The organism is Hylemonella gracilis (genome assembly GCF_004328645.1).
Classification (GTDB): domain Bacteria; phylum Pseudomonadota; class Gammaproteobacteria; order Burkholderiales; family Burkholderiaceae_C; genus Hylemonella; species Hylemonella gracilis_B.
In genome coordinates this window covers 3,671,045-3,691,442 of record NZ_CP031395.1, presented here as the reverse complement: position 1 = coordinate 3,691,442, position 20,398 = coordinate 3,671,045, and the positions used below count along the sequence as shown (strand labels likewise).

Genomic DNA, 20,398 nt, shown 5'->3' with positions numbered 1-20,398 from the left:
CAGTCAAAAAGCTCTTGACCACCTTGAGCTTGAACCCCGTTTGGTATTTCTTCATGAAACCCCTTGAAGTTTGTCCAACGCCTGGGGGGCAGTTCAAAGCCGGGGCGGTTCAGCATTCCCAAATGCACATCTGACAGAAATCAAAGTCCGGCAGCTGCAACCAAGTCACCGAATGCCCGAACTTTCGCCGAATGTCGCCGTTGCAGCGGACTGACCAGATGCAAAGGGAGTTCTTGAACCGCCCAGTCTGCTAACAAGAGCTGTACCTCTCCGCGGGCCATTTCTTCCTCGAATAAAAATGTCGGGGAAAGTCCCAAACCTTGTCCTGCGAGCACGGCCGCGCGGATTACTTCACTCGCATTGGTCTGCAGATTTCCGCCTACTCGCACGGTGCAACTGCTGCCAGGCTCGACGCCTGCCCCGGGTCCTGCTGTGAATGTCCAAGCGTTGCGCGTGGCGAGTTCGCTATAGACGATGCAGTTGTGTGCAAACAGATCCTCGGGCACACGCGGCATGGACGCCGTCTTGGGCAGAGAGCGGAGGTATTTGCGGCTGGCGAGCAGTCCACGCCGAGTCGTACCCACCCGGCGAGCCACGAGGCTGCTATCGGTTAGCTCGCCAATGCGCACAGCCACATCGATGCCTTGCTCAACCAGGTCGACAAAGCCGTCGGCAAGGCGAAGGTCGACCTTGACCCCCGGATGAGCTGCCAGAAACTTCTGTACCAGCGGTAGAACTTTGAGGCGACCAAACGCACCTGGCGCCGCCACTCTCAACCAGCCCTGCAACTGCGTGTCTCCAGCGCGCAGTTCGGTTTCGGCCTCGGCAACTTCGGCCACCAGCCGGCGTGCTTGCTCGAAGTAGCGCTCGCCTGCCTCGGTCAGCGCGAGTGCTCGCGTCGTTCGCAAGAGCAACTGCGCGCCCAGTGTTTTCTCCAGTCCGGCCACTTGCTTGCTGATGGCGCTCTGCGTGCTGCGTCTCTCGCGCGCCACGGCAGAAAAGCTGCCGGTCTCCACCACGCGCACAAAGATTTCCATCGCTTGTAATCGGTCCATTTTTCATCCAATTAAGTCTTGATTGGAATAAATATTAGTACGAATTTCTGGCTAGTGCATTGAATAGGAATAAATCACAGTAGGCCCATCGCAACCTCATCAATGGAGTCACCGCATGAATCCCCTCGTCGTACTCGTCACAGGAGCGCTCACCGGTATCGGACGAGCCACCGCTCTGGCTTTCGCTCAAGAAGGCGCCCGCATTGTTGTCAGTGGACGACGTGACGTTGAGGGTCAGGCGCTTGCCGCCGAGTTGCGCCGCCTGGGCGTCGAAGCCGAATTCCTGCGTGCCGATGTGCGCTACGAGTCCGACGTGCGCGCCTTGGTCGACAAGACCGTTGAGCGGTTCGGCAGGCTCGACATCGCGGTCAACAACGCCGGCACGGAAGGCGTGCAGGCGCCCATCACGGAGCAAGGGGCGGATGACTACGCCGCCACTTTCGACACCAATGTGCTGGGGACGCTGTTGTCGCTCAAGCACGAAATGCGCGTAATGCTTGAGCAGGGCACGGGCAGCATCGTCAATCTATCGTCTATTGCTGGCCAGGTCGGTTTTCCTGGCGCCTCCATCTATGTGGCCAGCAAGCATGCCATCGAAGGACTGACCAAGAGCGCCGCGCTCGAGGGTGCCGCAGCGGGAGTGCGCGTCAACGCTGTTGCACCAGGCCCTGTCCAGACCGAGATGCTGGACCGCTTTGTTGGCGGTGATCAGCAAGCCAAGGCTGGCTTCCTCTCGATCGTCCCGGCCAAACGTGCCGCGACCGTTGACGAAATCGCCCAGACCATCATCTTCGTCGCCAGTAGCAAGGCGGCGTACCTCACCGGTCAGTCGATCACGATCGACGGCGGTTTCACGGCGCAGTAAGACAACGTCGAACTGCGCCCATTTCCTCAACTTCGCTTTCGAAAATTCATCATGACCACCATCAACGTCCCCTCCCGCGACCAAGTCAGCCCTGCCAACCAGGCTTTGTTTGACAACCTCAAGAAAGGCTTGGGCAAGGTCCCCAATCTCTATGCCACGCTGGCGCACTCCGAGCATGCATTGGGAAATTACCTTGCGTTCCAAAATGCGAAGAGCAGCATGACCGGCAAAGCTCGTGAGGTCGTGAACCTGGTCGTCAGCCAAGTCAACAACTGCGAGTACTGCCTGGCAGCGCACACCGTGATTGGCGGCATGGTCGGTTTCACTCCCGAGCAAATTCTCGAGATTCGACGCGGTGGCGCAAGCTTCGACGTCAAGCTCGATGCTCTTGCCAAGCTGGTCAAGAGCATGGCCGTCGAACGCGGGCATGCCGACACCTCACTCGTTCAGGCCTTTTTCGATGCGGGCTGGACCAAGGAGAACCTGGTTGATGCCATTGTGATCATCGGCGACAAGACGGTCACGAACTACCTGCACGGCACGACCAAGGTTCCTGTCGATTTTCCTGCCGCACCGAAGATCTAACACCCCCTGACCAAAAAAAGGACCGTATCGTGCCAGCAACATCTCCGACCACGAAATCGGATACCAAGCGTTTGGTTGCCGGGGTTGCCATTGGTTTGATTGCAGCCAGTATTGGCGCGCTCTACACGGTGTATGCCCGCTGGGGCATCTCCCGAGGTATGGGGACAGCGGATCTGACCGCGCTGCGCTTTGGAGCGGCAGGATTGGCAACCTTTCCGCTGCTGGCACGGGTCCTTTGGCTGGACGCCCGGGTGTTCATGAAGCGATGGCGTGTCTGGTTGCTCATGGCGATTCTCGCTGGTACGCCATTCGGGCTGCTGATATTTGGCGCATTGCAGCTTGCGCCACAAAGCCATGCGGCAGTTTTCCCGTTCGCGACCATGCGCGTGATGGGCATGGTGCTGAGCGCATGGTTGCTGGGCGACGCGTTGACTCCGCGTCGTATCGCGGGGATCGCCATCGTCCCAGCGCAGACGAGGCCGTCGGGTTGGCCATTGCCATGGCCGGGCTTTTGTTCGCCGTCACACGGTCAACTGGGCGGCATCTGACCAGAAGCGAATTGACCCTCGACTCCAATTGATGCTTCTGAGCCTCAACTTGACTGTCCTCGGTCCACAGGGGCAGGTCGTCCTCACATCTTTGCGATTTCAAACGCTCCGCGCATTCCGCGCCACCCGATCGGTCAGTGACCCATCTGTTGCGGCCTTCAGCAGACGCCTGAACGATGGGCATTCCATATGGCTCAGTGCCGGGCAATTCGCGGCATGCCGCAGTCCCCGGCTCATCGCGCGCAGTTTGATCATCAACGCGTCTATCTGATCCGCCTTGGACTCCAGCATTGTTCGTTGGATGTGGGGCCGTCGGTCGGGCGTGAACATCCGGGCGATTTCGTCCAGGGAGAACCCCGCCACCTGTCCGAGCGAAATCAGCGCCAGTTGCTCCAGCACGCGTGGCTCGAAAGTGCGCCGCAGTCCGTTGCGCCCCACCGAGGCGATCAAGCCCTTTTCCTCGTAGTAACGCAAGGTCGAAGCTGGGAGCCCCGACCGCTTGGCAACTTCCGCAATGTCCATGATCCAAAAATGCCTTGACCTCAAGTTGACTTGAATTTCTATAGTGCCTGGACCGCTTCATCAAGTCAACCTCAAAGGCGCCTCGTGACATTCCTCGAATTCCCACTTCCGCGCGCAGTTTTCATGGGCGTCGGTGCTACCCTGGTGATGGACCTGTGGCTGCTACTGCTCCAGGCTGTCGGTGTACCCGCCCTCAATTTCAGACCGCTCGGTCGCTGGGTCGGGCATATGCCGCGGGGACACTGGGTGCACGACAGTATCTCCAAGGCAGCCCCTGTGCGTGGTGAATTGGCGCTGGGCTGGATCGTCCACTATCTCACCGGCATCTCCTTTGCGCTGCTGTTCACCGGGCTGTGTGGCCCGACGTGGCTGAGAACGCCCACGCTCTTGCCTTTCCTGGCCTTTGGGATTGGCACCGTGGCATTGCCGCTGTTTGTCATGCAACCGGCCATGGGCGCCGGCTTCGCCTCGGCACGCACGGCGACACCAGTCCTCAATCGTGTCAAGAGCCTGGCCAACCACACCGTGTTCGGTCTCGGCCTGTACGCGGCAGCACTTGCTGCGGCTGTCCTGGACCACGCCTGACACATCACTCCCACTTTCTTCATTTCATCCCAAGGAGCCATCATGAAGAATATCGCCGTCATCTATCACAGCGGGCAAGGCAATACGGAGCACTTTGCCAAGCACGTCGTCGCTGGTGCCCAGAGCGTGGCCGGTACCGAAGTCAGCCTGCTCAGGGCCGAAGATCTGACCCGAGATCCCGGCAGCTTGATCGCGTTCGACGGCTGTATCTTCGGTTCGCCCACTTACCTGGGCGGCGTCAGTGGTTCGTTCAAGTCCTTCATGGACGCCACTGGTGGTTTGTGGCGCAGGCAACAACTCAAGGGCAAGCTCGCCTCGGGCTTCACCGTCTCGGCCTTGCCCTCCGGTGACAAGCAGACCACGCTGCTGTCCATGCTCACCTTCGCCATGCAGCACGGCATGATCTGGGTGGGCAATCCTTTCCTGCCCGAACAGAACAGCGGTGTGCCCTACGAGCAGGCACTCAACCGCCTAGGCTCATGGACGGGTCTGATGGCACAGGCCGGTCATTCGACCCCGGGCCAGTCTTATGCACCCGGCGACCTGCGCAGCGCCGAGGCCTTTGGCCGAAACTTTGCCAGCGTGTTGGCACGCATGGCCATGCCTACCGAGGAGGCCATCTGATGCTGCCCGCCCGCTACGCCCCCGTCCTCTTCGGCTTCATCCTTTCGGGTCTGATGTCCCTGTTGGTTTCGGCTATCTCGACCTTGCGCGCAGTCGGTCCGGAGGCCGACTTTCTGGCTTTGTGGGGCGGTGCATGGCTGGCGGCTTGGCTCATCGCCTTTCCAGTCGTGCTGCTGGTGGCACCGCTCACGCGGCGGTTTGTTCAGTATTTCGTCAGTGAACCTGGGCTTGACTGACTTAACTCAAGAGAGGCTCCAGACTCGGTCGCCGCTCAATTTTTGGGACGTCGGTCTTGTGCGAAAGCCGTTCTGATCAAAACGCCCAGGCCCCCAACTGGTAATAATCAAATCCATTGCTGCGTCCACCCAGGCAACGTGCCAGAAAGTCTTCCGTCTTGCGGTACATCGTGAGGTTGTTGGTCCAACGGAGGTTGCCATGGCCATCGCCCTTGAAGGTGACGTAGTCCACCTCCTTGTTCGCCTTGCGCAGCGCGGCCACCATCCGCTCAGCTTGCTCCAGCTTCACGCGAGAGTCGTTCACACCGTGCATGATGAGGATGGGATTTTTCGCATTCGCGGCGCGGTAAAGCGGAGACTTGGCATCCATGCGCGCACGGTCAGCCGGTTCGGCCGGATTTCCGACATAGCGGTACCACCAGGGCAGGCCCAACTCCCAATATGGAGGAGCGGTCTCCAACAGGCGTGCGATGTCCGTCACTCCCACCACATCCACGGAACACGCAAAGACCTCGGGCGTGAAGGTGGCACCCACCAGGGCCGAGTAACCGCCGTAACTGGCCCCGTAGATGGCCACGCGTGCAGGATCTGCCACGCCTCGTTCTACGGCCCAACGCACACCGTCCACCAGGTCGTCGTGCATGCGGCCCGCAAATTCACCGATGGCTTTTTCCATGTGCGCGCGCCCATAGCCGCTGGAGCCTCGGTAGTTCACCTGCAGTACCGCATAGCCTCGATTGGCCAGGAATTGCTGCAAGGACCGGTTTGTGATTCCACCACCCCAACGGTCGCGCCGCCAGGGGCCGCCATGTACCAACAGAACCATGGGAAGATGCCGTTGTGCCACGCCCGTGGGAAGTGTCAGATAGCCATGGATAGTCAGCCCATCCCGAGCCGCGTACGTGATAGGCGTCGTCGGCGCTAAATCCTTGGCAATCAGGCTCAATCGGTTCTCGCCAAGGAACTGGGGTTCACGGCCATCCCTCAGCAAGTAATTCCGTGTGCCCCGGTCGGTGGCTACCGCGACGGTCAGTATCTTGTCGGTTTGGTCTGTGCTGGTGATCAATACTTCCGCAGCTTGGTCACCCGTCAGGGCGGACAGGCGCGCTGCCAATGAAGGGTCGAATACCTTGCGTTCTGGATAGCCTGGCATGGAATAGGCCACCAGAGGCTCGCGTGTTCGTCGGCTCAGAGTGACGTTGTCGAGGTCTACATCGGGCGATGCGAACACCTGTTCCTCTTCTCCGTTGACCAGATCCAGCCGGACCAAGGCCTGCTTGTCACGACCTCGGTTGGATAGAGCCCAGGCTTTGCGTCCTTCCTCGTGAATGCCGAAGATGGAAAGGCTATCCCAGCGGCTCCATTGGATTACGGTGAGCCAGCTACCAGGCTCTGATCCCGGGCGCTCCAGCACGCCTCGATCGCCCAATACCTGCGCGCGTGCCCGCAACCTTCCAGTGCGATCAACGCCCCACCATGTGACATTGCCAGGGTTTTGACTCAGCAATATGGATGTGCCGCTTGCAGGGTTGAAGCCATACAGGTCAAAAACCTTCCTGTCGCGCTGATTGGATGTGACGATGAAGTCGGACGAACCATCCACAGCTTCCGATATCTGCGTCACAGACCCCGGGGCATGCATCAATTCGCGAAGATTCGTGTCCGAGCCGTCCACTTGGCCTGCGTAGATACGCATGTTCTCGTCGCCGGTGGGGTCTGCCGTAATGGCCAGCCAACGGCTGTCTGCACTGAACCGGATAAAACGCGCGCGGATGCGAAACGCCTTGGCATCGTCGCCATCGATGGATCGCAACCATACTGCGGGTGCCAGACCATCGGTGCCGAACCAGGCAATGCGCTTCCCGTCGGGCGACACCTGATACCCGCCCGTGGACTGCCGGCTGGCCACGAAGTCGCGTACCGGGATCAACTCTGGCAAATCGGCCCCAATGAGCGCGGGATGCGTAGGACCGGTGGCACAGCCTGTGAAAGCCGTCAGCGTGACGGCCATCGCGACACCATACGACCAACGTCGCAGTGCATGTCTTTTCCGGAGTGTCTTCATAGGGTTCACCCGTTCTTTGTGGAAGCCTGTCGTCGGGGCATTGTGCAAGGCGCAACCTTAAGATCAGCCAAAGACACAGAAACTCGGCGTATGCAGTGGCATCGCCAGCGCCACAATCACGTCATGCACATCTTGCTGATCGAAGACGACCTGGAGCTAGGTCGCGCACTGCAGTCCGCGCTGAAGGTCGAAGGGCTGACGAGCGAGTGGTTCCGCCGCGCTTTTGATGCCCCGACCAAGCTGGATGAAAACGCCATCGACTGCGTGCTTCTTGACTTGACCTTGCCCGATGGCAGTGGTTTTGACCTGCTGAAGCGCTGGCGTTCTCAGGGGGAGAAAGTACCGATCATCATGATCACTGCACGCTCGGCCGTGGATGACCGCCTGGCTGGGCTCGATGGGGGCGCGGATGATTTCGTGATCAAGCCTTTTTCCACCGCAGAACTGATGTCGCGCATTCGTGCCGTTCTGCGTCGCAGTGCACGTCAAGCCAGCGAACGCTGGGTACTAGGAGAACTGATCGTCGAACCACGCCGCCATGTGGTGGAGCGCGGAGGCGTTGTGCTTGAACTTTCACCCCGCGAATTCCAGTTGTTGTTGGAGCTGGCACGTGAACCCGGGGTTGTGGTGTCAAAAAGTGTTCTGTCACATCGCTTGGATCCACTGGGCGAACCGATGGACTTTGCCGCCGTCGAAGTACACGTCTCCAACCTTCGACGCAAGATCGGAACAGAATTGATCCGCACCGTGCGCGGTGTTGGTTACCTGCTGCAACCATGACTACCGTAACCCCGCAAAGAACGGAACTTTTACGCGCTGCCTGGGCCCGACTCACCGAGCCCACGGTGGTGCGCCGCACCCTGGTGTCAGTGTTGCTGGCCTTTGTTCTGGTGTGGGCGGTTTTGCTGGCTTACATTTTCATTACTTACAAGCAGACCATCACGAACGAGCCGAGCATGAAAAAGTTCGGCGATGCTCTGCTGATGTCGCTGCAGGACATCGCCGACCCTACACATGCGGCGGCTGTCATGGCTTCAACCGATAAGTGGACCAATATTCGGCGCCGCCAGATTGGTCTGGCACCGGGTTCCTGGCTGTACGAGTTGAACGACGCTTCTGGGCAACCCATTTTCATATCCCCTGACCTGCGAGCGCTGACACTTCCTCCATTTGCGCTTGAGTCGGTTGGCGTTATCACCGAAGCCAGAACGGTTGGCACGATGTATCGCATCTACACCGGGGATAGTGCACGTTGGCATTTGCGCGTGATCGAACCCAAACGCACGGACGCGGCGTTCCTTGCGTACAACGCGCGCTTTATCCTGCCCTATCTGCTGCTGTCCGCACCGTTTGTGTTGCTGTCCGTTTGGTTGTCTGTGCGCAATGGTCTATGGCCCCTGCAGCAACTGGCTGCCCGCATCGCCGAACGCAGCACGGATGATCTGAAGCCTGTTGGATTTGACGCTCGCCACCGCGAACTCAAGCCGCTGGAGCAGTCGCTGGATCATCTCTTCAATCAACTGCGCATCAAGGTTGAACGTGAACGCTCTTTTGTGCAGGATGCCGCGCATGAGATTCGCACGCCGCTGGCAGTGATCACTGCACAGGCGCATGTCATGGCACGCGCCAACAGCGAAAGCGAGCGCACACAGGCTCAGGCGCACTTGGAACAAGCCATTGAACGCGCTTCGCATTTGGCCCACCAGTTATTGGACTTGGCTGCATTCGATGAGGCTCAGCGCCCCGTCCCGCGTGAGATTGATGTCGCCCATTGGTTGCGTGCTGCCCTTGCACAGGCTGTACCTCGAGCCATGGAGAAGCGAATCGAGCTTTCTTTGGATGCACCAGAAACTCTTTTGGCGCGGCTCGATTTGATGGCGTTGGAGTCGATCGTGCACAACTTGGTAGATAACGCAGTGCGCTATGCGGGTGGCGCAGAGGGTCGCAAAAAGCTGCGAGGCAGCGCCGTGGCTGTGGCACTGCGTATCGATGGCGATCGGCTGCACCTGACTGTTCGGGACGATGGGCCGGGCATTGCGCTGATTGATCAACCCAGGGTCTTCGAGCGCTTTCACCGGGGAAGCGGTAGCACCGAACGAGGATCGGGCTTGGGTTTGGCGATTGTTCTGCAAGCTGCACGGAGCTTGGGTGGAGAGGTTCGCCTGGGAGAAGGGTTGGAAGGGCGGGGGGTAGGCTTTTACGTCAATTTTCCCTTGCACGACTAGGCCATGGCCTGATGCACGGCAGCGCCCACAGTCTTGCATCAGCGCTAGACAACGACGGCACGCCTCACGTTGTAGAAGTGGATTCCGCCCGCAGTCTTGGTGCTGAGAATGTCGCTGCCAAAGAAATCCTGCACGACCAAGGAGGTGAAACTGCAATGATTCTGCGCACGATTGGATGGCGACCATGCACCGGTCGGACTCGATGTGTCTGCAGACCATACGCGAGCGATTACACGGTACAGCTCAAGGGGTGTCGCGAAGAGAGTAGGTACAGAGGACATAGGAGTTACCGTGCTTGAGAAGGTCTGCCCAGCCGAGCGCTTAGTGCATCGGACGGCCTAGGCGGTGGCTCGCCCTCGGTTAGGAATCGAAGTAAAAACCGAGGAAACAGTGGCGCAATCTGAAGCAGATCTACGCAGGTAAATGGCTCGTAAGTGTTCCCATAAGGTCAAAAGAGAGGGTTTCAGGGGCGAGGAGATGTGATTTTCCCCATGGAACAAAAGACGTACGTGTTCCGGAGAACCCGTCGTGAAGACTTTGGCTGGAGTCATATTTGGAGATGGTCACGTCGCGGCGCGGGCACATTGGGGCCTTACAGCGACGGCGGATAGTCAGGAAGCGGTGACGCTTGCGACCCAGGTCACACCGAAGCGGTCCGTGAGCATGCCGAAGCCTGCGCTCCACGCCGATGCGGCGAGCGGCTCCACAATCATGGCGTCGACGGACAGCGCGTCCCAGTAATCCTTTACCTCTTTGAGGTTGTCGGCGCTGATCGAGACAAAGAAAGCCTGGTTGGTGATCGTGCTGCCGTTCTCGCGGCGGGTTGATCCGCCTGAGGCGATGCCACCAGCGGTCTGGTCTGGGATGTCATAGGCCATCACCCGGAAACCGTTCTCGGCGGCGACGAGACCAAACACGACCTTGTCGGCGCCGGGCATGTGGGCCGGCATGCTGAAATCTCCGTAGGTCTTGATGACAAGGTGGCCGCCGAAGACGGACTGGTAGAACGCCAGCGCCTGGCGCGCGTCGCCACAAAAGTTGAGGTGGGTAGTAGTCTGGATGGACATCTTTGCTGCTTATTTGAAGTCGGCCAAGTTGGCGCGATGACGTCAGTCTCCCATCCATGTAGGTCTATTTCTGTCCTCGATGCGCGCTAAAGTGAAAAAATATGACGACGACAAAAAGATCGCTCAACCTGTTGTCGCTCATAGCACCTCCTATGGGCCTCAGTTTTAGGCGCGAAGGTATCTATTGGAACCGGGGCGATCAAAACAAGTAACTAGCATTGGCGCGGCTTTGCGGTCTATCGATTTCATGAACTGTTTCAGAGAAGTCGAAAACAATCCTTTCAAGGCGTCTGGCAAAAAAACTCGGCATCTGCTTAGGCCCTCATGATCCGCGATCAATCTGTAGCGTGATCGAATTCAAGCGCGAAGCCAGGAGTTGAGCGACGAGCTTCGCTGATTACCCGACCTGCGCGCCGATGTCTGCAGTCAGTCCTGCTTGAAGGCAACTGTAGCCGCCGCGGTGTCCAGCGCCTCGCGCAAGCGCTTGATCTTTCCGTTCTCGGCGATCAAGACACCTGCATAGGTTTGCCGGTAGATCTTGCCGGTGTCGACGACGAGGGTTTCGACGGAATACTCAGCGAATACCTTGTCTTGGGTATCGATCCAGACAGTCAAGTTTCTGAAGCGGAAGTCGGGCATGCGTTTGAGTAGGCCAGTCACCAAGCCCTGGACCTGCTCAGGGCCTGTGGCGTGTGCGTTGACGGTGGGTAATTCCAGGATGCCGTCGTCCGCGAAGAGCGCGGCGGCGGTGGGTGGGCTCTGGATGTTGTCCAGATAGGCTTTCAGGAGTTCGAGTGCGGATTTCATGGGTTCCTTGTGGGGTGGTGTTGCCGCAGTGCGGCCATGGAAGGAGGTCAGACTTGTGCCATGCCACCGTCAACGAACAGTTCAACGCCGTTGATGTAGCTGGCGGAGTCCGATGCCAGAAAGGCCACGACTTTGCCGATCTCGGAAGGTTCGCCGAGGCGGCCCAGCGGTACCTGGGAAGCGAGATAGTCAAAGAGGCCTTGACGCGTGGCGTCGTCCGGTGCCAGGCCGCCTAAGCCTGGCGTACGGATTGGGCCCGGGCTCACCGCATTCACGCGGATGCCACGATCCTTCAGGTCCAGCGCCCACGATCGCGCGAAGTTCCGCACCGCTGCCTTGCTGGCGCTGTAGACACTGAAGCTTGCCGTGCCGAGCACCGACGTCGTCGATGAAGTCAGGATGATCGAGGCACCGTTGGTGAGCAAAGGCAAGGCCTTCTGCACCGTGAACAGAACCCCCCGGACATTGGTGCCAAAGATGCGATCGAAGTGCTCTTCCGTGATCGCTCCGAGCGGGAGCATGTCGCCCCCCCGGCATTGGCGAACAGGACGTCGAGCCGACCCACCTTCTTCGCGATCTCCGCGTACACGGTGTCCAGATCCCCCAGTACCGAGGCGTCTGCGCGGATGCCGGTGGCGTTGGGGCCGATCTCTGCGACCGCTGCGTCCAATTCCGTCTGACGACGGCCGGTGATGAAGACTTGCGCGCCTTGGGCGGCCAGTTCCTTGGCGGCGCCGAGGCCAATACCAGTGCTTCCTCCGGTGACCAGGGCAATCTTTCCTGCGAGTTGCTTGTTCATATTCTGTTTCATGGTGATGACGTTGAGAGAGGCATGCCTTGCGATGGCTGGAGTCCGTTTGGGAAGCTCCGTTGCTGTCGGCATGTGCTCAATGTAGGCACGTCGGATTGAATGAAAAAGAGAGATCAATGAATTAACTATCTACATCCATGGATAATTAGAGAAAAACTGATGAGGAACCTTGATGGACCAGTTACTTGCGATGCGCGCTCTCGCTCGCGTCATCGAAGCGGGTAGCTTCACGCGAGCGGCAGACTCCTTGAGCATGCCCATCGCGACGGTGAGCAAGCTGGTGCGAGAGCTGGAGAAGCACCTTGGTGTGCGCCTGCTGCAACGGACCACGCGACGCGTGACCGTGACACAGGAAGGCGAGGAGTACTACGTCAAGAGCGGCAGGGTGCTGCGTGACCTTGAGGACATTGATGGGGCATTTAACATGGCGCGCGGTAAGCCCCGCGGTCATCTTCGAGTCGATGTCGGCGGATCAACCGCGCGCGATGTCCTGATCCCGATGCTTGGGGATTTCATGGTGCGCTATCCAGACATCCGTATTGATCTGAGCGTGTCGGATCGATCGGTTGACATGGTCGGCGAAAACGTCGACTGCGTGATTCGCGGAGGAGCGATGGAGAGCTCTTCGCTCGTGGCGCGCCGATTGGGTGAAGCCGTTCTGATCACTTGCGCGGCGCCAAGCTACTTGAAGCAATACGGAACGCCTGCTTATCCCGATGAGCTCAAGAACGGGCATCGGCTTGTCTCCTACGTGTCGAGCGATACGGGCCGGCCGATTCCATTTCGCTTTGAGCGGAACGGCGAGAAAACAGAGATCAAGGTCGATCACCGCGTTGGAATCAACGAAAGCAATGCACACTTGGCGGCCTGCGTCACAGGGTTGGGAATCGTCCAGACATTCGGCTATGCAGCTGCTTCTGGTCTTCGCGATGGCACTCTTGTAGAGATCCTTCAAGCGTGGCGTCCAGCGCGTTATCCGTTTCAGATCGTGTACCCGCAAGCCCGGCATGTGACGCACCGCCTTCGCGTCTTCATGGACTGGTTGCTTGAAGTTTTTCCGGAACGCGTCGCGGAGTCCCCCAAATCAGAACAACGCTCCGTCAAGGCGAAGTCGAGAAAGCAGTGATGAGTGGTTGAATTTGTCGAATCTGATCTACTGACCACTGACCACTGACCACGGAGTCGAGGAAAAATCGTGGAAACAACGGCGCAATCTGAAGCAGATCTACACAGCCCGGGGCGATTCGATGTGCTGAATTTCTTCACCACGTGATCAATGGCGAACGATGTACCCAATTGCTAGTGCTCACTTGGTCCAAGACAAACTTGGCGACATCTACTCTCGAAATGGTCCCTCCGTGGAAGTTAGAGAGGTCGGTGAGCGTGCGATGCGTGCCGCGGCCCGGCTGGTTGTTCAGGACTGTAGGACGCACGAGCACCCAGTCGAGGCCGCTCTCGCGGACGATGGCTTCTTGCCGGTTCTTGTCGGTATATACCTTTCGCAGGAGAAGCGGAAGAATCAGCTTGTCGAAAAGAAACCCGCCGTGCCCAGCGCTGTCACCGGCGCCGATACCCGTGATGCAGACTAGGCGTGAGACCTGCTCCGCCTTCATCGCGCTGACGAGGGCGCGCGTCGCGGAAGAAAGCAGGGTCACCTCGCGAAATGGGCTGACCGGTGTGCCCAACGCACTGATGACGGCATCTCTGCCCTTGAGCGCCTGACGCAAGACTTGCTCGTCGCGGGCGTCTCCGACGAAGTATTCCACTCCATCAAGAGCACGTCCCTTTTCGGCCGAACGCACAAGCACGGCGACGTCGTATCCCCGCGCCGCGGCCTGACTGACGATGAGCTTGCCGGTGTCTCCGGTCGCGCCCAGCACCAGCAGCTTGGGTCGGGCAGTCTTGCTGGAGTCGGTTTCTTGGTTTTGCATGTTGGTTTCCTCAGAATGCGGGACGCCTTTCAAGAGGACGACGTCCCTGGGTTGATCTTCGTGTTGATGAACGGCGCGAGCTTTGCGCCACACCCTCAGGTGGGTGTCATCGCCGGATAGTCGATATAGCCTTCAGCGCCACCGCCGGCATAGAACAACTGCGGTCGAACCTCATTGAACGGCGCTCCCGTTTTCAGGCGCGCGACGAGGTCCGGATTGGCCAGTGCCATCACGCCCAGAGATTCCATGTCGGCCAGTCCCGCCGCCACGTCCGAGCCAACCTGCTCGCGCTTGCGGCCCGGACGGTTCACGACCAGTACCCCGCTGAACCTTTTGCGGATGTCGGCCAGGCGAGAGTCTTCGCCAACGTGGAGCACATGCAGGTAAGCGAGGCCCAGCTTGTCGAACTCCGTCGCGAGGTGGCGGTACAGATCGTCGTTGGCCTGACCTTCGGCGATGCCGCCGGTCGGAACTCCCGGCGACAAACGGATGGCGGTCTTTTCGGGGCCGATGGCCTTGGCGATCGCACGCACCACCTCGATGGCAAAGCGTGCGCGGTTTTCCATCGAGCCACCGTACTCATCGGTACGCTGATTGGCATCCGGGGCGAGAAATTGGTGTACCAGATAACCGTTCGCTCCGTGGACCTCCACGCCATCGGCACCTGCCTCGATGGCACGTACTGCAGCATGTGCGAAGTCGACGACGGTTTGCTTGACCTCGGCAGTCGTCAGTTCGCGCGGTTCAGGGACAGCCTGCATGCCGTTCATCGTGAACATGGACTCGCCAGGTGCGATCGCTGACGGCGCGACAGGTTGCCGATGATGCGGCGTGTTCTCCGGGTGCGATCGGCGCCCCACATGCATCAATTGCACGAACAGACGCCCGTCGGCAGCATGGACCGCTTCGGTGACGTTGCGCCAACCGGCGACATGCGCGTCGGTATAGAGGCCGGGCGTAGCGAGATAGCCTTGCCCGTCTTCGGAAGGTTGCGTACCTTCGGTGATCAACAGACCCATGCTGGCGCGCTGGGCGTAATACTCGGGCGCCAAATCGCTGGGCGTTCCGTCAGGCTTGGCCCGGCTGCGGGTCATCGGTGCCATGGCAAGCCGATGCGGTAGTTGCAGGGAGCCGACATTAATGGGTGACCAAACGTTCTTCATTTCGTATCTCTTTCGGTGCATTTAGTGGAAGAAAAAAGGAGGACGCTCGTTTCAGATTCGAGCGTCGGCGAGCAATTCATGGGTGCGTTTCAGTGTCGAAAGCAAGGCGGCTTTGTAGCCCTTGTCGCTGTCGAACTGCGCCTGTTCGGCCTTCTCCTCGGGGCCGCTTGGCGCTTTGCCGCGCAGGCCGAGGTAGCAATAGAAGCGAAGTTGAAGTTCTCCGGCTTCGTCCTCGAACAGCTCGTTGACGATCGCGCCTTCTCGAGGTCCCGTGGCTTGGAAGAAGGTGACCTTGCTTTCCGGCTCCAAGGTGATGATTTCGCGTAGGCTGGCGCCGGCGATGGTGGCCTCACGCACGAAGTGCGTCGCGCTTTCTTCCACCACGTCACAGCGGGTGCAAAGGCCCTCGGGCAAGAACAGGCGAGCATCGCGGGCCTTGAGAACGAGTCCCTGCCACGCTTGTGCACGGGTCAGTTTTGTTTCACCTGCCGGGTTCACCGGGACGGTGGCGGTCGAATAAATCATGATGAAGTTCCTTGATCTGGGTTGCGGATGGGTGAATAGTAGGTAGTTCCGAATTCAAAACAAAGACCATAAAATTGATACATGGTGGATCGAAATTGAGACGATATGGATTTGAACGCCTTGGAAGACTTTCAGCTGGTTGCTGTTCACGGCGGCTTTGGACGGGCCAGCCGTGCCAGCGGCCGGTCCAAGGCAACCTTGTCGCGCCGAATTGCGGATATCGAAGAGGCGTTGGGTGTCCGGCTCATCGAGCGAGGCGGTCGTAGCCTGGAATTGACCGAAGCGGGGCAACTGCTGATGGCTCGAACCGAGGGCCCCATGCGCGAAGTCGCCGAAGCGATGGCAGCAGCGCGGGATGGTCTTTCGACCCCGAGAGGTCGTCTGCGCATCGCGGCACCGCTGCTGTTCTCGCAAGTTGCGTTGGGGCAGCTTGCCGCGGCGTTTCAGGCAATCCATCCCGAAGTGCAGATCGAGGTGGTGGCCGAAGACCGGCTCGCCAATCTCGTGGACGAGCATTTCGATGTGGCCATTCGCATCAACCCACGCCAGGACAGTGATCTGGTTGGGCGATGCTTCGCCAGAGACCGACTGGTCCTGGCTGCTGCGCCTTCAATGCAGATGCCGAAAGGGCGTGGAGACAAACCCCTTCAGGTTCCTGCTGTCGTGATGCCGACCTATCGCGATGGTGAGGTATGGTCCGTCGACGAGGGTCGACTCACCATCGAACCACAGCCGGTGCTGCGGCTGTCCTCGCTCCTGACGGTCCGAGATGCCGCTGCCGCTGGAGCGGGGGTGGCCATGCTGCCGCTATCCCTGATTGGAGGCTTGCTGGCAAAAGGCGAGCTAGCGTCATTGGGCGCGGCCGCCGGCGAAGTCGAGCTGTGGGTTCTGCACACATCCCGGCGCTTGCAGAGCCCCAAGGTCAGGGCCTTTGTGGAGTTCATTTGCAGTCAATACCCGAACGGATCGTTCACCATTCCGATCCGGTAGACAACTGACTAGGTTTCGGCGGAACTCAAAACCTAGACACAGAACGGTGCAATGTCCGTTATCGATGTCAGCGGTCGTCGACTTTTAAAAGTTGAACGACAGCAACCAGCCTGTAGCGGCCAGGCAGATCACGACGAACAGTGTCCGCCGCGTCCGTTCATGCGTTTCTGGCCCGATAGAGTCGATATCTCGCGACTCAGATACCGCGCGCCCAGAAAAATCTGATGCATCCGAAGCACCGAAATCTCCCCAAACTTCGGGCTATTCAACAGTGATTGGCGGCGACCATGGACAACAACGCCTGATCCTCTGTCACAAATCCTGCGATCAAACGTCTTTCTGGTGAGTGCTGGACATCTCTGTCCCTCTTCAAACCTCCCATGAAAGGAAATGTGACTCATGAATCGCGCTGTCTGGTTTCAAGCTTCCCCGGAAGGGGCCAAGGCCGTTACCGTCCTGCACCGCTTCACCACGACGGGCACCTCCTTGCCCAGTTCACTGACGCATTTGGTCTTCCTGCGCGTCTCCCAGATCAACGGCTGCGCCCACTGCATCGACATCCATGCCCGAGACCTGGTGGCCGAGGGCATGTCCATTGACAAGGTGCTGCTGGTGCCGGTGTGGCATGAGGTGGAGTACCTGTTCTCGGAGAAGGAACGCGCAGCGCTCGCGTGGGCTGAGGAGGTCACGCGCGTCAGCGAAACGCACGCGTCGGATGACGCCTATGCCGCCGCGCTCAAGGTGTTCGGCGAAAAGGATCTGGTGGACCTGACCATCACGATTGCGACCATGAACGCCATCAATCGCATGGGCATCAGCTTCCGCATGAAGCCCAGAGCCAAGGCCTAGTTGGTTCGAATCGCGCATTGACACCCTCCACGGGAAGCGGCTCCAATACTGCAAGACGATCTGGCGCGATCCGGTTCTGTGGAGGGGTTCGCTGGTCGTCTGCCAAGGCTTGGAACGCGCAACTTCAACTTGGAGCTGACATGACGATTCCCACGACGGTCTTTTTCATCGGCCTCTTTGCACTCATCCAGGTGCCGCTCACGGTCATGGTCGGTTACCGACGGGTGCAGACCAACATCCAGTTCCTGGATGGGGGCGACCAGACGCTGCTGCGCAGGATGCGCGCCCATGCCAACTACACGGAGAACGTGCCCATCGTGCTTCTGGCGATGGCCGGGGCCGAGCTTGCGCAGGCGCCACAGTGGCTGCTTATGGCGGGTGGCATCAGCCTGCTGGTGGGGCGGCTGATGCACGCCGCCATTCTGGTCTTGAAGGGTTGGGGCTTGCCCCGGGCCTTGGGCATGATCTTGACCTTTCTGCCCATGCTGGCCTTCGGGGGCTGGTGCGTCGCCCGAGCGTTCAGGTAAGGAGCGTCCGCGCGGCCTGCTTCGTCATGCGCGCCGCAGCACCAGCGTGCCGTTGGTGCCGCCAAACCCGAAGTTGTTCTTCACGGCCACGTCGATCTTCATCGCGCGTGCCTGGTGGGCGTTGTAGTCCAGGTCGCATTCCGGGTCGGGGTGGTCCAGGTTGATGGTGGGTGGCGCGATCTGGTGGTGCAGGGCCAGGACGGTGAAAACGGTTTCCACGCCGCCCGCGCCGCCGAGCAGGTGACCGGTCATGGACTTGGTGGAGCTGACGACGAGCCTGCCGGCGTGTTCGCCAAAGGCCTGCTTGATGGCCCGGGTTTCGTTGAGGTCGCCCGGTGGGGTGGAGGTACCGTGGGCGTTGAGGTACTGCACCTCGTCGGGGTTGACGCCCGCGTTGCGCAGCGCCGCCTTCATGGAGCGGGCCGGGCCCGAGACATTGGGCAGGGTGATGTGGTATGCGTCGCTGGACATGCCGAAGCCGGCCAGCTCGGCATAGATCCTGGCGCCGCGCTTCTTGGCGTGTTCGTATTCCTCCAGCACCACCACCCCCGCGCCTTCGCCCAGCACGAAGCCGTCGCGGTCCCGGTCCCAGGGGCGGGAGGCGGCCGCGGGGTCGTCGTTGCGGGTGGACAGGGCCTTGGCCGAGGCGAAACCGCCCACGCCCAAGGGCGTGATCTGGCTTTCGGCGCCGCCGGCGACCATCACGTCCACGTCGCCGTACTCGATCAGGCGACCTGCCTCGCCGATGCTGTGCAGGCCGGTGGTGCAGGCGGTCACGATGGCCAGGTTAGGGCCGGTGAAGCCGTAGCGGATGGAGACATGGCCCGAGATCATGTTGATGATGGAGGTGGGCACGAAAAAGGGCGAGATGCGGCGCGGCCCGCGTTCCATGTACTCGCGGTGCGCGTCCTCGATGGTGGGCAGGCCGCCGATGCCGGAGCCGATCAGGGTGCCGATGCGTTCGGCGGCTTCCTCGCTCAGGGCGTTGCCGGTGGGCAGGCCCGCGTCCTGCACGGCCTGGACGGCCGCCGCCAGGCCGTAGTGGATGAAGCGATCCATGTGGCGCGCTTCCTTGGTCGGCACGTAGGCCCCGATGTCGAAGTCCTTCACCTCACCGGCGAAGCGCGTGCTGAAGCCCGAGGCGTCGAAGCGGGTGATGGGTGCGATGCCCGAGCGGCCGGCGATCACGTTGGCCCAGGCTTGGTCCACCGTGTTGCCCACGGGGCTGACGATGCCGAGGCCGGTGATGACGACGCGACGACGTGACGAGTGCGGATGCATGGTTCTTCCTTGTGTGTCGGGTTCAGCCCGCGCGGTGTTCGAACACCAGGCAGGTCGTGGTGGCGTGAGCGTACAGCGTGCCGTCGGGGCCGTAGAGACGGGCTTGCGCCGTGGCGAGTTGGCGGCCGCAATGCAGCACGGTGGCTTCCGCTCGCACGCGCGGGGCCTTGGCTGGGTTGATGGCCTTGACGATGTTCAGCCCCAGTTCGGCCGTGGTGTAGGCTTGGCCGGATGGCAGCCGGGTTTGCACGGCGCAGCCCAGGGCCGAGTCCAGCAGGGTGGCGTACCAGCCGCCGTGGATGGTGCCCATGGGGTTGAGGTGGGCTGCGCCCGGCGCGCCCTGGAACAGCGCGCGGCCGGCCTCTGCTTCCAGCAACAGGAAACTCAGCGTTTGCGCGATGGGCGGGTAAGGCAGTTCGCCGCGCAGCATGGCGTGTAGCAGCTCCAGGCCGCTCTTGCCCGCGATCTGGTCTGCCCGCGCCACGCCGGGGCCGCTGCGTTCCAGCAGCGCCTGGGTGGCGTGTTCCTGCGCCAGCCACTTTTCCAGCGTCTGGGCGGGGGATGGCTCGGTCGTGGTCATGGGTATTCCGGTTGGTGGTTGCATATGCAAATGTTGCATCTACAATAATCCGCATGAATGACCTTGTCAAACCTCAGGGCTGCACCAGCCTGAAGCTGCGCGAGCTGCAGCGCGTGGTCGCGCAGCGCTACGACGCCGAGGTGGGCAAGAGCGGGCTCAAGACCACGCAGTACTCGCTGCTCTCGCACATCCAGTCCCTGGCGCCGGTGCGCCCGGGCGAGTTGGCGCGGGTGATGCACATGGACGCGTCCACGCTCACACGCAATCTGCGCCCGCTGCAGGAGCAGGGCTGGGTCGTGGTCAGCGAGGGTGAGGACGCGCGCAGCCGCAGCGTGAGCCTGACGCCCGAAGGCCTGGCCAAGCGGCAGGAGGCGCGACGCCATTGGCGGGCCGCGCAGGAGGCGCTGAACGAGCGCCTGGGGCCGGACCGGGTGGCGGCCCTGCATGCGCTGATCGACGAATCCTTGGCCATGCTGGATGAGACCGAGCCTGAAGCCGAAGCCGACGGTACGGTCTGAGCCTATTTTTTCTTTCCCATTCTTTTCACAACATAGGGG

At 60.3% G+C, this 20,398-nt stretch carries 24 protein-coding genes and 1 pseudogene; 13 read left to right on the top strand and 12 right to left on the bottom strand.

What is annotated here, in order from left to right; translation table 11 throughout:
* Positions 1–140: 140 nt before the first annotated feature.
* The gene (locus DW355_RS17170; RefSeq protein WP_131281917.1) at positions 141–1,055 is read right to left on the bottom strand and encodes a LysR family transcriptional regulator; all 915 of its coding nucleotides are present in this window, start codon (positions 1,053–1,055) and stop codon (positions 141–143) included.
* 115 nt (positions 1,056–1,170) lie between these two features.
* Between DW355_RS17170 and DW355_RS17165 the strand changes: the two genes are divergently transcribed.
* Genes DW355_RS17165 through DW355_RS17155 form a run of 3 tightly spaced genes read left to right on the top strand, consistent with a single transcriptional unit; the run spans position 1,171 to position 3,053 of the window.
* Positions 1,171–1,920: a glucose 1-dehydrogenase gene (locus DW355_RS17165; RefSeq protein ID WP_131281915.1), complete on the top strand. Its 750-nt coding sequence runs from the start codon at positions 1,171–1,173 to the stop codon at positions 1,918–1,920.
* A 51-nt stretch (positions 1,921–1,971) separates the two neighbouring features.
* Positions 1,972–2,505, top strand: a complete 534-nt coding sequence (locus tag DW355_RS17160) for a carboxymuconolactone decarboxylase family protein (protein WP_131281914.1) — start codon at positions 1,972–1,974, stop codon at positions 2,503–2,505.
* A 29-nt stretch (positions 2,506–2,534) separates the two neighbouring features.
* Complete coding sequence (locus DW355_RS17155; RefSeq protein ID WP_165493220.1) at positions 2,535–3,053, top strand: DMT family transporter; 519 nt, start codon at positions 2,535–2,537, stop codon at positions 3,051–3,053.
* A 99-nt stretch (positions 3,054–3,152) separates the two neighbouring features.
* On the opposite strand, the gene DW355_RS17150 is transcribed toward DW355_RS17155, so the two are convergent.
* Positions 3,153–3,575, bottom strand: a complete 423-nt coding sequence (locus DW355_RS17150; protein ID WP_131281912.1) for a helix-turn-helix domain-containing protein — start codon at positions 3,573–3,575, stop codon at positions 3,153–3,155.
* Positions 3,576–3,698: 123 nt separating this feature from the next.
* On the opposite strand from DW355_RS17150, the gene DW355_RS17145 reads away from it, so the two are divergent.
* Genes DW355_RS17145 through DW355_RS17135 form a run of 3 tightly spaced genes read left to right on the top strand, consistent with a single transcriptional unit; the run spans position 3,699 to position 5,020 of the window.
* Entirely contained in the window at positions 3,699–4,160 is a 462-nt protein-coding gene (locus DW355_RS17145) for a DUF2938 domain-containing protein (protein WP_131281911.1), read from the top strand.
* A 42-nt stretch (positions 4,161–4,202) separates the two neighbouring features.
* Positions 4,203–4,784 carry a flavodoxin family protein gene (locus DW355_RS17140; RefSeq protein WP_131281910.1) on the top strand — a complete coding sequence of 194 codons (582 nt, stop codon included), beginning with the start codon at positions 4,203–4,205 and terminating at the stop codon, positions 4,782–4,784.
* Complete coding sequence (locus DW355_RS17135) at positions 4,784–5,020, top strand: DUF2798 domain-containing protein (RefSeq protein WP_131281908.1); 237 nt, start codon at positions 4,784–4,786, stop codon at positions 5,018–5,020. The genes DW355_RS17140 and DW355_RS17135 overlap by 1 nt, the downstream gene beginning before the upstream one ends.
* A 76-nt stretch (positions 5,021–5,096) precedes the next feature.
* Here DW355_RS17135 and DW355_RS17130 read toward each other — a convergent pair whose 3' ends face one another.
* Positions 5,097–7,031 carry a S9 family peptidase gene (locus tag DW355_RS17130; RefSeq protein ID WP_165493219.1) on the bottom strand — a complete coding sequence of 645 codons (1,935 nt, stop codon included), beginning with the start codon at positions 7,029–7,031 and terminating at the stop codon, positions 5,097–5,099.
* Positions 7,032–7,208: 177 nt separating this feature from the next.
* Here DW355_RS17130 and DW355_RS17125 point away from each other — a divergent pair, with 177 nt between their 5' ends.
* A complete protein-coding gene (locus DW355_RS17125; RefSeq protein WP_131281905.1) occupies positions 7,209–7,865 on the top strand; it encodes a response regulator transcription factor in 657 nt (218 codons plus the stop codon).
* Positions 7,862–9,310, top strand: coding sequence for a sensor histidine kinase (locus DW355_RS17120; protein WP_131281903.1), 1,449 nt, complete (start codon positions 7,862–7,864; stop codon positions 9,308–9,310). Before DW355_RS17125 ends, DW355_RS17120 begins: the two co-directional genes overlap by 4 nt.
* A 44-nt stretch (positions 9,311–9,354) precedes the next feature.
* Here the strand turns inward: DW355_RS17120 and DW355_RS18575 are convergent, their stop codons facing one another.
* The 4 genes and pseudogenes from DW355_RS18575 to DW355_RS17100 all read right to left on the bottom strand — a co-directional run bounded on the left by DW355_RS18575 (position 9,355) and on the right by DW355_RS17100 (position 11,983).
* Entirely contained in the window at positions 9,355–9,591 is a 237-nt protein-coding gene (locus DW355_RS18575; RefSeq protein ID WP_431733190.1) for a YunG family protein, read from the bottom strand.
* A 330-nt stretch (positions 9,592–9,921) separates the two neighbouring features.
* Complete coding sequence (locus tag DW355_RS17110) at positions 9,922–10,377, bottom strand: VOC family protein (protein ID WP_131281902.1); 456 nt, start codon at positions 10,375–10,377, stop codon at positions 9,922–9,924.
* Positions 10,378–10,803: 426 nt separating this feature from the next.
* On the bottom strand, positions 10,804–11,184 hold the full coding sequence (locus tag DW355_RS17105) for a nuclear transport factor 2 family protein (RefSeq protein ID WP_131281900.1): 381 nt from the start codon (positions 11,182–11,184) through the stop codon (positions 10,804–10,806).
* Positions 11,185–11,231: 47 nt separating this feature from the next.
* Positions 11,232–11,983, bottom strand: a pseudogene (locus tag DW355_RS17100) (SDR family NAD(P)-dependent oxidoreductase).
* Between the two features lie 184 nt (positions 11,984–12,167).
* Between DW355_RS17100 and DW355_RS17095 the strand changes: the two are divergent.
* Complete coding sequence (locus DW355_RS17095) at positions 12,168–13,121, top strand: LysR family transcriptional regulator (RefSeq protein ID WP_131281899.1); 954 nt, start codon at positions 12,168–12,170, stop codon at positions 13,119–13,121.
* 136 nt (positions 13,122–13,257) lie between these two features.
* Here DW355_RS17095 and DW355_RS17090 read toward each other — a convergent pair whose 3' ends face one another.
* From DW355_RS17090 to DW355_RS17080, 3 genes are all read right to left on the bottom strand, one after another.
* Positions 13,258–13,926 (bottom strand): NAD(P)-dependent oxidoreductase, encoded by a 669-nt coding sequence (locus tag DW355_RS17090; protein ID WP_131281897.1) that lies wholly within the window; start codon positions 13,924–13,926, stop codon positions 13,258–13,260.
* A 95-nt stretch (positions 13,927–14,021) separates the two neighbouring features.
* On the bottom strand, positions 14,022–15,089 hold the full coding sequence (locus DW355_RS17085; RefSeq protein ID WP_131281895.1) for an alkene reductase: 1,068 nt from the start codon (positions 15,087–15,089) through the stop codon (positions 14,022–14,024).
* A 51-nt stretch (positions 15,090–15,140) separates the two neighbouring features.
* Positions 15,141–15,614, bottom strand: a complete 474-nt coding sequence (locus tag DW355_RS17080; protein ID WP_131281893.1) for an SRPBCC family protein — start codon at positions 15,612–15,614, stop codon at positions 15,141–15,143.
* A 105-nt stretch (positions 15,615–15,719) separates the two neighbouring features.
* Here DW355_RS17080 and DW355_RS17075 point away from each other — a divergent pair, with 105 nt between their 5' ends.
* The 3 genes from DW355_RS17075 to DW355_RS17065 all read left to right on the top strand — a co-directional run bounded on the left by DW355_RS17075 (position 15,720) and on the right by DW355_RS17065 (position 17,980).
* Positions 15,720–16,604, top strand: a complete 885-nt coding sequence (locus DW355_RS17075) for a LysR family transcriptional regulator (RefSeq protein WP_131281891.1) — start codon at positions 15,720–15,722, stop codon at positions 16,602–16,604.
* Between the two features lie 399 nt (positions 16,605–17,003).
* On the top strand, positions 17,004–17,453 hold the full coding sequence (locus tag DW355_RS17070; protein WP_131281889.1) for a carboxymuconolactone decarboxylase family protein: 450 nt from the start codon (positions 17,004–17,006) through the stop codon (positions 17,451–17,453).
* Positions 17,454–17,593: 140 nt separating this feature from the next.
* On the top strand, positions 17,594–17,980 hold the full coding sequence (locus DW355_RS17065) for an MAPEG family protein (RefSeq protein WP_131281888.1): 387 nt from the start codon (positions 17,594–17,596) through the stop codon (positions 17,978–17,980).
* A 24-nt stretch (positions 17,981–18,004) separates the two neighbouring features.
* Here DW355_RS17065 and fabF read toward each other — a convergent pair whose 3' ends face one another.
* Positions 18,005–19,261 (bottom strand): beta-ketoacyl-ACP synthase II, encoded by a 1,257-nt coding sequence (gene fabF, locus DW355_RS17060; protein WP_131281886.1) that lies wholly within the window; start codon positions 19,259–19,261, stop codon positions 18,005–18,007.
* A gap of 22 nt (positions 19,262–19,283) precedes the next feature.
* Positions 19,284–19,841, bottom strand: coding sequence for a PaaI family thioesterase (locus tag DW355_RS17055; protein ID WP_131281884.1), 558 nt, complete (start codon positions 19,839–19,841; stop codon positions 19,284–19,286).
* Between the two features lie 53 nt (positions 19,842–19,894).
* Here DW355_RS17055 and DW355_RS17050 point away from each other — a divergent pair, with 53 nt between their 5' ends.
* Positions 19,895–20,359 (top strand): MarR family winged helix-turn-helix transcriptional regulator, encoded by a 465-nt coding sequence (locus DW355_RS17050; protein ID WP_131281882.1) that lies wholly within the window; start codon positions 19,895–19,897, stop codon positions 20,357–20,359.
* Positions 20,360–20,398 lie beyond the last annotated feature (39 nt).

Coding starts and splice junctions, on each gene's coding strand:
- DW355_RS17170 (WP_131281917.1), bottom strand. CDS start 1,055: ATGGACCGATTACAAGCGATGGAAATCTTTGTGCGCGTGGTGGAGACC.
- DW355_RS17165 (WP_131281915.1), top strand. CDS start 1,171: ATGAATCCCCTCGTCGTACTCGTCACAGGAGCGCTCACCGGTATCGGA.
- DW355_RS17160 (WP_131281914.1), top strand. CDS start 1,972: ATGACCACCATCAACGTCCCCTCCCGCGACCAAGTCAGCCCTGCCAAC.
- DW355_RS17150 (WP_131281912.1), bottom strand. CDS start 3,575: ATGGACATTGCGGAAGTTGCCAAGCGGTCGGGGCTCCCAGCTTCGACC.
- DW355_RS17145 (WP_131281911.1), top strand. CDS start 3,699: ATGGGCGTCGGTGCTACCCTGGTGATGGACCTGTGGCTGCTACTGCTC.
- DW355_RS17140 (WP_131281910.1), top strand. CDS start 4,203: ATGAAGAATATCGCCGTCATCTATCACAGCGGGCAAGGCAATACGGAG.
- DW355_RS17135 (WP_131281908.1), top strand. CDS start 4,784: ATGCTGCCCGCCCGCTACGCCCCCGTCCTCTTCGGCTTCATCCTTTCG.
- DW355_RS17130 (WP_165493219.1), bottom strand. CDS start 7,031: ATGGCCGTCACGCTGACGGCTTTCACAGGCTGTGCCACCGGTCCTACG.
- DW355_RS17125 (WP_131281905.1), top strand. CDS start 7,209: ATGCACATCTTGCTGATCGAAGACGACCTGGAGCTAGGTCGCGCACTG.
- DW355_RS17120 (WP_131281903.1), top strand. CDS start 7,862: ATGACTACCGTAACCCCGCAAAGAACGGAACTTTTACGCGCTGCCTGG.
- DW355_RS18575 (WP_431733190.1), bottom strand. CDS start 9,591: ATGTCCTCTGTACCTACTCTCTTCGCGACACCCCTTGAGCTGTACCGT.
- DW355_RS17110 (WP_131281902.1), bottom strand. CDS start 10,377: ATGTCCATCCAGACTACTACCCACCTCAACTTTTGTGGCGACGCGCGC.
- DW355_RS17105 (WP_131281900.1), bottom strand. CDS start 11,184: ATGAAATCCGCACTCGAACTCCTGAAAGCCTATCTGGACAACATCCAG.
- DW355_RS17095 (WP_131281899.1), top strand. CDS start 12,168: ATGGACCAGTTACTTGCGATGCGCGCTCTCGCTCGCGTCATCGAAGCG.
- DW355_RS17090 (WP_131281897.1), bottom strand. CDS start 13,926: ATGCAAAACCAAGAAACCGACTCCAGCAAGACTGCCCGACCCAAGCTG.
- DW355_RS17085 (WP_131281895.1), bottom strand. CDS start 15,089: ATGAAGAACGTTTGGTCACCCATTAATGTCGGCTCCCTGCAACTACCG.
- DW355_RS17080 (WP_131281893.1), bottom strand. CDS start 15,614: ATGATTTATTCGACCGCCACCGTCCCGGTGAACCCGGCAGGTGAAACA.
- DW355_RS17075 (WP_131281891.1), top strand. CDS start 15,720: ATGGATTTGAACGCCTTGGAAGACTTTCAGCTGGTTGCTGTTCACGGC.
- DW355_RS17070 (WP_131281889.1), top strand. CDS start 17,004: ATGAATCGCGCTGTCTGGTTTCAAGCTTCCCCGGAAGGGGCCAAGGCC.
- DW355_RS17065 (WP_131281888.1), top strand. CDS start 17,594: ATGACGATTCCCACGACGGTCTTTTTCATCGGCCTCTTTGCACTCATC.
- fabF (WP_131281886.1), bottom strand. CDS start 19,261: ATGCATCCGCACTCGTCACGTCGTCGCGTCGTCATCACCGGCCTCGGC.
- DW355_RS17055 (WP_131281884.1), bottom strand. CDS start 19,841: ATGACCACGACCGAGCCATCCCCCGCCCAGACGCTGGAAAAGTGGCTG.
- DW355_RS17050 (WP_131281882.1), top strand. CDS start 19,895: ATGAATGACCTTGTCAAACCTCAGGGCTGCACCAGCCTGAAGCTGCGC.